The 14,585-nt window shown below is 36.1% G+C and carries 9 protein-coding genes; all 9 read right to left on the reverse strand.

Annotated elements, in window-relative coordinates; translation table 11 throughout:
- Window positions 1-36: 36 nt before the first annotated feature.
- The 9 genes from JOD96_RS06305 to gltB all read right to left on the reverse strand — a co-directional run bounded on the left by JOD96_RS06305 (window position 37) and on the right by gltB (window position 14,240).
- Window positions 37-1,194, reverse strand: coding sequence for a DUF1624 domain-containing protein (locus JOD96_RS06305; RefSeq protein ID WP_209563431.1), 1,158 nt, complete (start codon window positions 1,192-1,194; stop codon window positions 37-39).
- Window positions 1,195-1,287: 93 nt separating this feature from the next.
- The gene (locus JOD96_RS06310) at window positions 1,288-1,650 is read right to left on the reverse strand and encodes a hypothetical protein (RefSeq protein ID WP_209563432.1); all 363 of its coding nucleotides are present in this window, start codon (window positions 1,648-1,650) and stop codon (window positions 1,288-1,290) included.
- Between the two features lie 98 nt (window positions 1,651-1,748).
- Entirely contained in the window at window positions 1,749-2,201 is a 453-nt protein-coding gene (locus JOD96_RS06315; protein WP_209563433.1) for a hypothetical protein, read from the reverse strand.
- A gap of 588 nt (window positions 2,202-2,789) precedes the next feature.
- On the reverse strand, window positions 2,790-3,179 hold the full coding sequence (locus JOD96_RS06320) for a helix-turn-helix domain-containing protein (RefSeq protein WP_209563434.1): 390 nt from the start codon (window positions 3,177-3,179) through the stop codon (window positions 2,790-2,792).
- Window positions 3,180-4,106: 927 nt separating this feature from the next.
- Window positions 4,107-5,351 carry a beta-ketoacyl-ACP synthase II gene (gene fabF / locus JOD96_RS06325; protein ID WP_209563435.1) on the reverse strand — a complete coding sequence of 415 codons (1,245 nt, stop codon included), beginning with the start codon at window positions 5,349-5,351 and terminating at the stop codon, window positions 4,107-4,109.
- A complete protein-coding gene (locus JOD96_RS06330; RefSeq protein ID WP_209563436.1) occupies window positions 5,351-5,908 on the reverse strand; it encodes a TetR/AcrR family transcriptional regulator in 558 nt (185 codons plus the stop codon). The genes fabF and JOD96_RS06330 overlap by 1 nt, the downstream gene beginning before the upstream one ends.
- A 379-nt stretch (window positions 5,909-6,287) precedes the next feature.
- Window positions 6,288-7,580: a diaminopimelate decarboxylase gene (gene lysA / locus JOD96_RS06335; protein WP_262898515.1), complete on the reverse strand. Its 1,293-nt coding sequence runs from the start codon at window positions 7,578-7,580 to the stop codon at window positions 6,288-6,290.
- A gap of 561 nt (window positions 7,581-8,141) precedes the next feature.
- Window positions 8,142-9,596: a glutamate synthase subunit beta gene (locus JOD96_RS06340; protein ID WP_209563438.1), complete on the reverse strand. Its 1,455-nt coding sequence runs from the start codon at window positions 9,594-9,596 to the stop codon at window positions 8,142-8,144.
- A gap of 126 nt (window positions 9,597-9,722) precedes the next feature.
- On the reverse strand, window positions 9,723-14,240 hold the full coding sequence (gene gltB, locus JOD96_RS06345; RefSeq protein ID WP_209563439.1) for a glutamate synthase large subunit: 4,518 nt from the start codon (window positions 14,238-14,240) through the stop codon (window positions 9,723-9,725).
- Between the last annotated feature and the right edge of the window lie 345 nt (window positions 14,241-14,585).

The raw sequence follows: 14,585 nt of genomic DNA on the forward strand, positions 1-14,585 counted from the left end.
ATCTGTAGCTCCTTTGATGAATTTTATAAATAAAGTTTAGATATACTTCAGCCACCAATATTGATTTTCAGCCTTATATTTCCCAAACCATAGACAAGGTTTGTAAAGAATCACCACAACAAAAATCCAGATCAGATAGATTGCCCAAAGCGATAAACCGCTTTCTACTCCCTTTGGTCTTCCAAAAGTTCCCGATGCAAATTCCAATTGAGACCAATTAAATCCTTGTAGAATAAGCATAATCAAGGTGAGAATATGAATGACATAAAAATGAATCACAAAATAAAACAACGGCACTTTTCCGTAGACCAAAGCCACTTTTTTAATTCGGTTTTGAAATTGCTCTGCGAAGGCAAGCAACAAAAACAAAATCCCCAAAGTTACCAGGCAAAACAATAGTGAAGGCGGATATTTGGTCACATTCATAAAAGACAAAAATGTAAATACAGCATCTTTCTGTATTGACCATAAAACCGGATCACCATAAATATTGAGAAACCGAACGGCGATAAATAAGCCTAAAGCGCCGAGGCCAATTTGTACAAATAGTTTTTTCCTTTTTTCTGCAAGCATAAAGAATTTTCCTGTTGCAAAACCAACCAACATGATTCCCAGCCAGGGAATTGGCGGATACCCCATAATAAAAGCCCTGCCGGAAAACGGAATTACTATTGGACTAAAAAATGGCGATAAAACCGTTTTTAAAGTTGAGTTTTCTGCAAACGGAATAAGCGGTAAGAGATTGTGAGAAAAGATTATAATCAATCCGATAATTCCCAAAATTTTGGAACGGATTTTTAAAAGCAATCCTAAAATAATAAAACCAAAACCTATTGCGGCTATCACCTCGAATAATAGGGTATGAAAACCAATATCAAAGAAGAGCCCAAAATTGACAATAGTAAATTCAACAACGAGTAACCAAAAACCTCTTTTTAATAAATGTTGTCTTTTTTCTGCAATATTGTTTTTGTTCTGAAGCGAAAGATACACCGAAGTCCCTGCCAGAAAAACAAAAATTGGTGCGCATAAATGGGTAATCCAACGTGTGAAAAACAACAAAGGTGTAGTAGTAGCCAAATCGGTCGGACTCTGCGTAATAGAATCGACATGCATCAAATCCCGAACATGATCCAGCGCCATGATAATCATTACAATTCCGCGGACTATGTCTATTGATGGCTGTCGTTTCATGGGTTTGATTTTTAAATACTTAGCAGTAAATCTAATAAATATTTTTAAGTATTTAAAAATGAATTGCCTCAAGCTTTAGCTGGTGGCAATATTTTAGCTTTTCCTGATTTTCACCTGATACACAATTTCCCAAAAGATAATTGAAAAAATAGCATTGGCGAATATCGCAGTTTTAACCTGATAGGGATCATATTTTAAAAACAGATGCAAATTGGTAAATTTCAACGCTAAGAATAACGCTAAAGCTGCAATTGCAACAGAAAACAGTATGTTTAATAACGGGTTCCATTTTAAAGCCAAAAAAGCATAAATAAGATTTAAGCAGGCAAAACCAAATCCTAAAGTCAGGTAAGGGTCAGTTTTTAATATTTCGCCCAACGAGAGTAAAAAAGGAGTAGCCGTTAGGTATAAAAAAAACATTATTGAATACAGCAGAATTCGTATTTGTGGTTTCATTTTTTAGATTTAAGATGAAGAGTTTTTAATACGAAGATAATATTAAATGTTGAAAGCTGTAGACCTTCTGCAAGTTCAAAAACTAAAAGTCTCGTTGCTTATGGTAAAAGCGCTTCTATTTTTGCTTCTGATTTTTCTCTGACGGGGCTGTCTGGGTGAAAACTCCAGATAATCAGAAATTTTCCCTTTACCAGATATTCTTCCGGATGCTCATCGCTTGGCTGGCCTTCTTTTCCCCATAATAATCCCTGCAAAAAACGATCACCTTTGAACCTGTTTTCAAATTCAAAATACATGATTGACCCACCGTCTGCTTTGTTTTTAAAATTTTGAATGGCTTTACTCTTTACAGTTCCAACAATGTTGCTGTACGTTTCAATGTCATTATAAAAAGTGCAGGCCTGAGGCGTCACACAAATATTACCGTCGCTTAAAGTGTAACCGCCTTTCGGAATTTCTTTTGGTTTTAATTTTAAATCAGCAATGGTCTGGCTGAAGGTATTTGTGGTAAATATTAGGACTAATATCAGTAGGGGAAATGTGGTGTTCATGGTTTTTTGGGTTTGATTTGGCCTGCTAAAATAGTATTTTTATTTGAGTTTTTGAAGTTGGTTTTGATGTGGGAAGCAAAAAACTCGTTGACGCGAGCATCCCGCTAGTGCCTATTTGGTTTTATATTGATAGATTTGTCTGGCGTGTGTTCACGAGCGAGACGCTCGCTCTAGCGGGAAGATTTATTGTCATTACTTTGTATAGTAATATTAAATCGACAGAGTATAGAGACAAAATAAAAAAACAGAAATCAAAAAAACGACATTATAAATTATATACTTTATCTGTGTTTTTCTTGTTTCATTTTTCCATTGCGTTGTAAAATATTCATATTGTCTTTTAAATTCGTTCTTATTGAAATATTCAATAACGAGACAAATTGCTGCAAAAAAAACAAAGACAATAGGAAAGTCAATTTTTAAACTTGAAAATAGAGTTTTCTTTAAAATGATAAAAAACATCAATATTATAAAAGCTTCAATACACGAAAGTAAGGTCGTTGGTTTACTGCCGTTTTTCGGACCGGTATTAAGGTAAAAGAAACGTTGATATAATTTTTTAATGTCCAAAAAAGGTTTTTTAGAATATTATTTTCCTTTATATAATTTTTCTAAATATTCGTTTTTATCTTTTTCTGCCTGAACCAAGCGTTCATAAAGTTCAACAACTTTATCAAGTGGATTGAAATTACAAGAATTGTTAGTAATAAAGCTTCCTGTAACAGATTCATTAAAAGTATTGAAATAATTAAATACATTTTCTTCAGAAAAACTTTTGATAGCTTCAACCGTAACACCAAGTGCTTCTGCTATATTAGCAAGTTTTTTTTCATCAATTTCCTCACTACCTTCAATTCCGGAAATAGCTTGCTGATTTGTACCAATTGCCTGCGCAAGTGCTTCTTGTTTCATACCTCGAAGTTCTCTGATTCGGCTAATATTTCTGCCAATATGTTTTGGTTTTGATGTCGTGCTCATAATTCAAAGGTATTTAAAATTCTTTAAAAAAATTGTTATCAGTAAAAAACATAGTTATTTGGTGTGATACTATTCAGGTGCTTTTTGCAGAAAACAAATATATTATTTTTCTGATAGGAATTAATCATTGCTTTTCTGAAATTTTATTTTCATTGCAAGCGTTCAATACAGAATTGACTAATATAAATGAGTAAAAAAAACTAAAAAAAACATATAAAACTGCATCAGGGATAGAGGCGGTATCCTTTTGTGAAGTGGAACGGAGCAAAAGATATAGCCGAAAGCCCGGCCCGGAGGGAGATGCCCAGATTATTAATATTAAGGTTTAAAGTTTCAAATTCCAATCTTTGTCGAGTTACGCGTGCGATTTCTCCTTACGTCGAAATGACAAACTTGTGGTTACTTTGTGTGGGTTCTGCCGAAGTCTCGGGACACTCAGCCTGACAATATTGGAGTATAAAAATCCGTTTTAATCTGTGTTTTCGCAAAGCGAATCCGCGTCATCCGCGTTCTATTGCCAATCTTTGTCGAGTCTCGCATGTGATTTTTCTCCCGAAGTCTCGGGATCGAAATGACAAAAAAGGCTAGGCTTCTGCCAAAGTCACGGGACGCTCAGCCTGACAAGATTGAGTTAATATTATTATAAAAAATCCGTTTTAATCCGTGTTTTCGCAAAGCGAATCCGCGTCATCCGCGTTGTACATTGGCGATTTGCTTTGTGGGGCTTCTCCCTCCCGAAGCTTCGGGATCGGGACGCTTAGCCTGACAAAGATTGTGTAAAATGAAATCTGCTCAATCTGCAAAATCTGCGTGAAACTAAAAACAAAAAATCCCGCCTCAATTAAGAAACGGGATTGCAATGATATTCTCTTTTTTTTATTTTAAACTGTTGCAGCAATTTCTTGTGGCAACGTAATTGATTTTAAACTATTCAGTAAATTTTTTAAATATTGAACTTGCAATATGTCCTCCAAAACCAAATGTGTTGCTCATGGCGTAGTTTACTATTCTTGGTTGTGCTTTGCCTAATGTGAAGTTAAATTTATTTGCGAAATCGGGTTCGACTGTTTCTGTATTTATGGTTGGTGGAACAATGTTTTCCTGAACCGCTTTTATACAGGCAATTGCTTCTATTGCGCCGGCTCCGCCAAGTAAATGCCCTGTCATGGATTTTGTTGCACTAATGTTAGCATTAGGTTTTATCCCAAATACTTTTTCCATTGCTTTGAGTTCGCTCAAATCACCGGTTGGAGTAGAGGTGGCGTGTGCATTTATATAATCTATTTGATCTGGTGTTATTTGGGCTTCTTCAAGCGCCAGTTCCATTCCCAGAATTGCACCTGCACCATCCGGATGTGTTCCTGTTAAATGATACGCATCGCCGGCCAATCCTCCGCCAACAATTTCGGCAAGAATGACAGCATTTCGTTTTATGGCGTGTTCGTAACTTTCTACTATAACAGCGCCGGCACCTTCGCCTAAGACAAACCCGTCTCGGGTTATATCAAATGGGCGGGAAGCTTTACTGTAATCATCATTGAGGGTAGATAAGGCTTTTGAGGCGTTAAAACCACCAATTGAGGATGGGGCAACAGAGGCTTCAGAACCGCCACTAATAATCATATCGGCTTTGCCCCAACGAATGTAATTGAATGCATCGATAATTGCGGTATTGCTTGCAGAACATGCAGAAGCAGTGGTGTAATTAATTCCGCGAAGTCCGTATTTAATAGAAATTGCTCCCGATGCAATATTTATAATTCTTTTGGGAATGAAAAACGGACTAAATCTTGGTATTCCGTTGCCTAATTTGTATTCTCCAATTTGTTCTTCAAATGTCGAAACTCCTCCGTCACCAGAACCCCATATAACGCCGATTCTGTCTTTGTTTAAAGAATCAAAATTGATATTGGCATTCCTGATCGCTTCATCAGCCACGTACAATGCATATTGGGTAAAAAGATCATATTTTCTTATTTCATTTTTTTCAAATATATGCTGCGGATCAAAATTCCTGACCTCGCAGGCAAATTTGGTTTTGAAATTTGCGGTATCAAATTTTGTTATTTCAGCGGCTCCGCTAACTCCATTAATCAAAGAATGCCAATATTCTGCGACAGTATTACCAATGGGTGTTACTGCACCTAGTCCTGTTATTACGACTCTTTTCATTATTTTTTGGGTTTTAATTCTTGTAGGATTGTTTCTTTTACAGTTTCAAAATCGTGATGATCTGTAAGTCTTGATAATTGTACAATTGCAATCATATTAGTGATTATCATTAATGCTTTTGTTCTTGCAGGAATTTGAAAATCAAATACTTTGAGTTCTTTTCCTTCTGTTAAAATTTCGGTCACCCAGGTAAGAACAATGTTGGCAAATAATTGCAATTCTGTTTTTATACTATCATCCAGCGTGTTCAGGTCTGTTGCTAAAGAACCTACAATGCAAACTTTATTTTCATGTTTAATTTTTTCCTGAACAGCCAAAAAAGCTTCAAGTTTGATTTGGGGAGACTGGTTGGCAACTTCTTTTTTCAAAATTTCAACTCGTTCTATATGTTCTTTGATTGTAGCAACACCCAAATCTGACTTCGTCGGAAAATGATAATGAATTGAAGCAGTTTTTATTCCAATATCATTAGAAATGTCTTTAAAACTAAAAGCATTGTAACCTTTATTTCTAATTAGCTCGTCTGCTTTATCGATGATTATTTCTCGTGTTGTCATGTCCAATATTTTTCACAAAGATACTACCTATTAGTAGATAGGCAAATTAATTTTGATTTATTTTTTGGGCTTGAAATTTAGAGCCGTATTAATCTACAAAAGGGCATAGGCTTCTCCCTCCCGAAGCTTCGGGATCGTGACGCTCAGTCTGGCAAGATTTAGTTTAAAATATTAGGATAAAAAATCCGTTTTACCCCGTGTTTTCGCAAAGCGAATCCGCGTCATCCGTGTTCTATTTGGCGATTTTGCTTTGCGGGGCTTCTCCCTCCCGAAGCTTCGGGATCGGAACGCTCAGCCTGACAAACGATAACATCTACAATAAAAAAAATCCCGCCTCAATTAAGAAACGGGATTGCAATGATATTCTCTTTTTTTTATTTTAAACTGTTGCAGCAATTTCTTGTGGCAACGGAATTTGATTTTTAAGTAAATCTTCGAAAGTCTCGTGAGCGCGAATTAAGATCCCTTTACCGTTCATCCATAAAACTTCGGCTGGTTTGTATCTTGAATTATAGTTTGAAGACATTGAGAAACAGTATGCTCCTGCGTTTCTGAAAGCTAAAATATCACCTTCGGTAATTTCTGAAATTCTTCGGTTGTTGGCAAAAGTATCTGTTTCGCAAATGTATCCGACAACAGAGTAAAAACGCTCTTTTCCTTTTGGGTTTGAGATGTTTTCAATATAGTGTTGTGAGCCGTAAAACATCGGACGGATTAAGTGGTTGAAACCACTGTCTACTCCGGCGAAAACTGTTGAGGTTGTTTGTTTTACAACGTTTACTTTTGCTAAGAAGAAACCTGCTTCGCTCACCAGGAATTTTCCCGGTTCGAAAATCAACGTTAAATCTCTGCCATATTCTGCGCAGAAAGCGTTGAATCTTTTTGATAATTTTTTGCCTAATTCTTCAATGTCAGTTTCGATATCGTCTTTTTTGTAAGGTACTTTAAATCCGCTTCCGAAATCCAGAAATTCTAAATCTTTGAAGTGTTTTGCTGTATCAAACAGGATTTCAGCTGCATATAAGAAAACTTCAATATCAAGAATATCAGATCCTGTGTGCATGTGAATTCCAACAATACTCATTTTTGTATTTTCTACAATTCGCAAAATATGCGGTATTTGATGTACCGAAATTCCGAATTTACTATCGATATGTCCAACAGAAATATTAGCATTTCCTCCCGCCATTACGTGCGGATTGATACGAATACATACCGGAATTTGTGGATATTTTGTTCCGAATTGCTCCAGAATCGATAAGTTGTCTATATTGATTTGTACACCCATTGCAGCAACTTCTTCGATTTCTTCTAAAGAAACGCCGTTTGGTGTAAAGAAAATTTTGTCAGGATCATAGCCAGCATGAAGCCCCAATTGAACTTCCTGAATCGATACAGTGTCTAAACCAGATCCCATGTTCTTTAATAACTGAAGAATCGCAACGTTTGACAATGCCTTCATGGCATAATTAACTCTTAAGTTTTCTACCTTAGAGAAAGCTTTAGTTAATCTATTGTACTGTGATTGGATTTTTTCGGCATCATAAACATATAATGGACTTCCAAATTGGTCTGCTAACTGCAGTAAATCTTTTGCTTGCATTTTTAAATCATTTTGGGCAAAGTTATTACACTTTTGAGTAACGGCAAATTTTTTGTAGAAAAATAACAAATTATAACAAATTGTTTGTTTTTAAACAAAAAGTCGTGTATTTCGAATTTTTTTAAAATTCTTTTAGGTACTAAGGAGCTAAGACTCTAAGTTACTAAGTTTTTGCCACAGATTAAAGGATTAGCGCAGATTTTTTTGCCACGAATTGCACTAATTTTCGCGAATTTTTATTTTGAATTTCCTAAAAATGCATAAAAAATAACCCATGGTTTCAACCACGGGAACGTTGCAGATTTGCCGTAATTGGATATTATTTCCCCGCGGTTGAAACCGCTCGCTATGTCTGAAGATAAGATTTTTTAATTTTGGATTTTTCGTAAAGGCTCAAAACATAGCCGGTGATCTCAATAAGGGAAACGTTGGGAATTGGACGTAATCATCTATTGTGTCCCTGTGGTTGAAACCACGGGCTATGTTTAATTTTAGAAGCGCAAAAAAAAGAAATTAGTGGAAATTAGTGCAATTCGTGGCAAACAAAAAATCTTTTTAATCTGTGAAATCTGTGGCCAAAAAAAGCCCCTGAAATAATCAGAGGCTTATGTTAGTTGTGTGTTATAAGGTTTAGAGACTCGGTAAGTCTCCGTTTCCTTTGGTTGGCAAGTTGGTAGAGCCCATTAAGAACAAATCTACTTCTCTTGCTGCTTCGCGACCTTCTGAAATAGCCCATACAATTAACGATTGTCCTCTTCGCATATCACCAGCAGTGAAAATGTGTGGTACATTCGTTTGATAATTTTTTGCTTTATAGTTGCTTCTCATGTCAACTTCAAGACCCAATTGTTCGCTTAAAGTTTTTTCAGGACCTGTAAATCCTAAAGCCAATAAAGCTAAATCGCAAGGCCAGATTTTCTCAGAACCTTCTTTTTCGATCAATTCAGGACGCTGACCCGGAGTCATTTTCCACTGAACTTCAACTGTTTTTAATCCGGTTAATTCTCCTTTGTCATTAGAAATGAATTCTTTAGTATTGATTAACCAGTTTCTGTCGCAGCCTTCTTCATGAGAAGAAGATGTTTTTAACTGCAGCGGCCAGAAAGGCCAAGGAGTTGATTCGCTTCTTCCAACAGGTGGTTTTGGTAAAATCTCAAAGTTAGTAACTGATTTTGCACCGTGTCTGTTTGATGTTCCGATACAGTCTGAACCTGTATCTCCACCACCAATTACGATTACGTCTTTTCCTGTTGCCATTACCTGGTCGGGAATTGACTCTCCGTATAAAACTTTAGTTTGTTGAGTTAAGAAATCCATTGCCTGAACAACGCCTTTGCTTTCGATTCCTTTTGTTGGCAAACTTCTTCTTTCAGTTGCTCCACCACATAATACGATAGAATCAAATGCATTTAGTTCTTCAACGCTAAAGTTAACACCAACATTTACGTTAGTTTTAAAAGTGATTCCTTCTGCTTCAAGGATTGCTACACGTCTGTCAATAATTCCTTTTTCTAATTTGAAATTTGGAATTCCGTAACGTAATAAACCTCCAATGGCATTGTCTCTTTCAAAAACCGTAACCGTGTGTCCGGCTCTGTTTAATTGCTGTGCAGCTGCCAAACCAGCAGGACCTGAACCAATAACAGCAACTGTTTTTCCTGTTCTTGTTTTTGGTGTTTGTGGTTTGATCCATCCTTCTGCAAAACCTCTTTCAATAATGTTTTTCTCGATATTTTCGATAGCAACCGGTTCTTTGATTATTCCTAGTACACATGATTTCTCACATGGAGCAGGACATAAGCGGCCTGTAAATTCCGGAAAGTTATTAGTAGATTGTAAAATCTCCAAAGCACCTTGCCATTCTTCCTGATGCACCATGTCGTTGAAATCAGGAATTAAATTTCCTAACGGACAAGCACTGTGGCAAAAAGGAATACCACAATCCATACATCTTGATCCTTGTTCTTTTTTCTTTTCTTCAGATAACGGAATAGTAAATTCGTTGTAGTTCGAAACACGTTCTGCTACTGCTAAATTACTTTCGTCGGCTCTGCTATATTCTTTAAATCCGCCTATTTTACCCATGACATTTTTAATTAAAATAAAGTTTTAAAATTCCAATGTTTAAATTCCAAATTCCAAATCCTTCGACTTCGCTCAGGAAGACATCGTAAATAAATCTAAAATCTAAAATCTGAATTCTAAAATCATTTATCCAGCTATTAATTCTTCTATTTTTTTCTCTTCTGCAATTCGTTGTAATGCTTTTTTGTAATCAGTTGGCATTACTTTTACGAAATGTTTCTGCTCATTTTCCCAGTCTGCTAAAATTCTTTTTGCTAATGGACTGCTGGTGTACAATGAATGATTTTTGATTAATCGTCTTAGTTTTGTAACATCCTCTTCTTCCATCGGATCGAATGCAACCATTTCCATGTTACATAATGTTGAATCAAATTTTTGATTTGGATCATAAACATAAGCTACACCACCGCTCATACCAGCTGCGAAGTTTCTTCCTGTTTTTCCTAAAACTACCACTGTACCACCGGTCATGTACTCGCATCCGTGATCTCCAATTCCTTCAACAACCGCAGTTGCTCCGGAATTTCTCACACAAAAACGCTCTCCGGCCATTCCATTAATATAAGCCTCTCCGGTAATAGCTCCGTACAAGGCAACGTTTCCAATAATGATGTTTTCCTCAGGTTTGAAGGTTGCAGTAGGAGGGACTTTGATAATCAATTTTCCTCCCGAAAGTCCTTTTCCTAAATAATCATTACAGTTTCCGTGAATTTTAAACGACAATCCGTTTGTTGCAAAAGCACCAAAACTTTGTCCGGCAGAACCTTCAAAATCAACTAAAATAGTATCATCAGGTAATCCTTGTGCACCATAGATTTTTGAGATTTCATTACTCAAAATGGCACCTACAGAACGGTCTGTATTTTTAATTTTAAATGTAACTCTTGTTTTTTCTTTTCTATAAATAGAAGGAATTGCTTCTTTGATGATGGCAAAATCCAATACGTTTTCAAGCTGGTGATCCTGCTCTGTTGTATTGTGATTCGGAACCGTTTTCGCTTTTTCCGGTTTGTATAGAATAGAAGATAAGTCTAAACCATTGGCTTTGTAATGTTTGATCGCTTTATTCACATTTAATTTTTGTGACTGACCCACCATTTCTTTTAAGGTTCTAAAGCCTAATTGCGCCATGATTTCTCTTAGTTCCTCAGCAATAAAATACATAAAGTTGATTACGTGCTCCGGAGTTCCTTTGAAATTTTTTCTCAATTCTGGATCCTGAGTTGCAATACCAACCGGACATGTATTTAAGTGACAAGCTCTCATCATAATACAACCAGAAGCAACAAGCGGAGCAGTTGCAAAACCAAATTCTTCAGCTCCTAACAATGCAGCGATTGCTACGTCACGACCTGTTTTTAATTGTCCGTCACACTCTAAAACCACACGGCTTCTTAAATCATTTAAGATTAAAGTTTGCTGTGCTTCGGCTAAACCAAGTTCCCACGGAATTCCAGTGTGTTGTAATGAAGTTAATGGTGCAGCACCCGTTCCTCCATCATAACCTGAAATAAGGATAACGTCAGCTTTTGCTTTGGCAACACCGGCAGCAATAGTTCCAACACCCACTTCAGAAACCAATTTTACGTTTACACGTGCTTCACGATTTGCATTTTTCAAATCATAAATCAACTGAGATAAATCCTCAATAGAATAAATATCGTGGTGAGGCGGAGGCGAAATTAAACCTACATAAGGTGTAGAGTTTCTCGTTTCGGCAATCCACGGCACTACTTTTTCTCCAGGAAGCTGCCCACCTTCACCAGGTTTTGCTCCCTGAGCCATTTTAATCTGGATTTCTTTAGCGTTTGTCAAATAGTTGATCGAAACACCAAAACGTCCAGATGCCACTTGTTTGATTGCACTATTTCTCGAATCTCCGTTAATTTCTTTCTGGAAACGTTTCGGATCTTCTCCACCTTCTCCAGAGTTACTTTTTCCGCCAATTCTGTTCATTGCAATTGCTAAATTCTCGTGTGCTTCTCTACTGATAGATCCGTAAGACATTGCACCTGTTTTGAATTTTTTTACAATTTCTGTCCAGGGTTCTACTTCATCAATAGAAATTGGATCTAAATTATTGAATTCAAACATTCCTCTAATAGTCATTAAGTTAGAGCTTTGCTCATTGACCATATTAGAGTATTCTTTATAACTTTCAGGACTGTTTAAACGAACAGCTTGTTGTAATTTTGCAATAGTTGTTGGATTAAACATGTGTTTTTCACCGCCACGTCTCCATCTGTAAATTCCTCCAATTTCTAAAGGTAGCAAACTTGCCACTTTTGAATTTGGAAATGCTTTTTGGAAACGTTTTTTCACTTCTTTCTCCACTTCAATCAAACCAATTCCTTCGATTCTTGAAGGTGTGTAAGGGAAATATTTAGAAGTAAAGGTTTTGTTTAAACCTAAAATCTCGAAAATCTGGGCAGCTCTGTACGAATGTAAAGTAGAGATACCAATTTTGTTCATGATTTTAACGATTCCTTTTGCAATCGCTTTGTTGTAATTTACAATTGCATAATCAGCTTTTACACCTTTAATGAACCCTTGATTTACCTGATCGTGAATGATTTCATTTACCATGTATGGATTGATCGCACTTGCGCCGTATCCGAACAATAAAGCAAAATGATGCGGTTCACGAGGTTCTGCAGATTCGATTATGATTCCGAATTTAGAACGAACCTGTAAAATGTTCAAAGAGTGGTGAATGTAAGAACAAGCCAGTAACATAGGAATTGGCGCCATTTGCTCACTAACACCTCTGTCTGATAATATGATTACATTGCAACCTTCAGAAACAGCTTTAAAAGTTGCCTGAACACATTTTTCAAGAGCACGTTCTAAACCATTCACTCCTTTTTCTATTTTATATAAAGTAGAAATTGTAGCCGATTTAAAATCTGCGTGATCAATGTTTCTTATTTTATCTAAATCCTCATTAGAAATAACCGGATTTTGGATTTTTAATTTTTTACATTGTTTCGATTCAATTTCAAAAATATTGAAATCTCCACCAACTGCTAAACTAATATCAGTAATGATTTCTTCACGAATACCATCCAAAGGGGGGTTGGTAACCTGAGCAAATAATTGTTTGAAATAGTTGTACAACAATTGAGGCTGGTCTGACAATACAGCCAAAGGCGTGTCGTTACCCATAGAACTGATAGCTTCAGCTCCCTGACCTCCCATTGGGTTGATGATTGTTTTTAAATCTTCAATTGTATAACCAAATAATTTTTGTCTCGTTAAGAAATCCAGTTTCTCAACCGGAGTTGGATTATTTGTGTACGGAACTTTAGATAATGGCAATAAGTTGGCATCTAACCATTCTTTATAAGGACGTTTTGTAACTATCGCTTTTTTAACTTCTTCGTCTTCGATAATACGGCCTTCGTTCATATCCACAAGGAACATTTTTCCTGGCTCTAAACGACCATGCTGAATTACATCTTCGGGATCGATATCCAATACACCAATTTCTGATGACATGATTACGAAACCACTTTTTGTCAATGTATAACGAGAAGGGCGCAATCCGTTTCTGTCTAATAGGGCACCAATTACGTTACCATCTGTAAACGGAATAGAAGCAGGGCCATCCCAAGGTTCCATAATACAAGCGTTAAACTCGTAAAATGCTCTTTTTTCAGGAGACATGGTCTGGTGTTTTTCCCAGGCTTCAGGAACTACCATCATCATGGCTTCAGGCAATGAACGACCTGTCATTAATAAAAGCTCTACCACCATATCCATAGAAGCAGAATCTGATTTTCCTTCTAAGATAATTGGGAATAATTTTTTGATGTCATCACCAAAAACTTTGCTTTGCATTAATTCTTCACGGGCGCGCATACGGCTTACGTTTCCACGAAGCGTATTGATTTCACCATTATGACACATGTATCTAAACGGCTGTGCTAAATCCCATGAAGGGAAAGTATTTGTAGAGAAACGTTGGTGTACAAGCGCCAAGCGTGTCACTAAATCGGGATCTTTTAAATCAACATAATAACGGCTGATGTCTTCCGGCATCAATAAACCTTTATATATTATGGTAGTTGTCGATAAACTAGAGAAATAAAACATGTGGCTTTCAGAGGTTTTAGATCCTCTAATAGCATGTTCAGCGATTTTTCTAGCTGCAAAAAGTTTTGCATTAAATTCTTGTTCTGTTAAATCCTGACCGTTTTTGCTAACAAAAACCTGTTTAACAGTTGGTTCTTTTTCTGCGGCAATCTGCCCTAAATTTTCTACTTCAACAGGTACATCTCTCCAGCCTAAGATCTTTAGATTTTGATCTTTAACTGTTGATTCAAAGGTGTTCATGCAAAATGATACCTGGTTTTTGCTTTTTGGTAAAAAAACCATTCCTACTGCATACTCACGCGTTTCAGGGATTTCAAAATCACATACTTTTTTAAAAAAATCATGTGGGATATCAAATAAAATTCCGGCTCCATCACCAGTTCGTCCGTCAGAACTTACTGCACCACGATGTTCCAATTTTATTAAGATGTCCAATGCTTTGTGAATGATGTCATTAGATTTAATACCATTCAAATTACAAATAAATCCTGCACCACAATTGTCGTGTTCAAATTCAGGCAAATAAAGCCCTTGTTCTTTAACTCTCATTCTTGATATTTTTTCTACAAAAATAAAGATTTCGTTAAACATAATGTATTGAAAATGTCATTTGGCTTACATTTTTATAGTAATATTAGAAAAAGGGTTCTTAAATGATAATAATTTTATTTAAACCATTGTGAAATGATAAAATCACAATATGTTTTAAATAATATTAGGAAAAATTGGCGCTTAGCTATTGAAACCATTGATATTTTTGTTAAATATCAAACGATATAGTGATTTTTAGTTAACAATTTGCATGCAATTGTTTAACGATTACTTTTCTTTAAAAAAGAATAACTCCCTTATATAAATTTGAGGCATTTTTTAATTAAAAAAGATTTTACTTTT

Source organism: Flavobacterium sp. 1355, assembly GCF_017833415.1.
Lineage (GTDB): Bacteria > Bacteroidota > Bacteroidia > Flavobacteriales > Flavobacteriaceae > Flavobacterium.

What these genes read in the sequence shown, in the direction of transcription:
- JOD96_RS06305 (WP_209563431.1), bottom strand. Translation starts at nt 1,194, where the DNA reads ATGAAACGACAGCCATCAATAGACATAGTCCGCGGAATTGTAATGATT.
- JOD96_RS06310 (WP_209563432.1), bottom strand. Translation starts at nt 1,650, where the DNA reads ATGAAACCACAAATACGAATTCTGCTGTATTCAATAATGTTTTTTTTA.
- JOD96_RS06315 (WP_209563433.1), bottom strand. Translation starts at nt 2,201, where the DNA reads ATGAACACCACATTTCCCCTACTGATATTAGTCCTAATATTTACCACA.
- JOD96_RS06320 (WP_209563434.1), bottom strand. Translation starts at nt 3,179, where the DNA reads ATGAGCACGACATCAAAACCAAAACATATTGGCAGAAATATTAGCCGA.
- fabF (WP_209563435.1), bottom strand. Translation starts at nt 5,351, where the DNA reads ATGAAAAGAGTCGTAATAACAGGACTAGGTGCAGTAACACCCATTGGT.
- JOD96_RS06330 (WP_209563436.1), bottom strand. Translation starts at nt 5,908, where the DNA reads ATGACAACACGAGAAATAATCATCGATAAAGCAGACGAGCTAATTAGA.
- JOD96_RS06340 (WP_209563438.1), bottom strand. Translation starts at nt 9,596, where the DNA reads ATGGGTAAAATAGGCGGATTTAAAGAATATAGCAGAGCCGACGAAAGT.
- gltB (WP_209563439.1), bottom strand. Translation starts at nt 14,240, where the DNA reads ATGAGAGTTAAAGAACAAGGGCTTTATTTGCCTGAATTTGAACACGAC.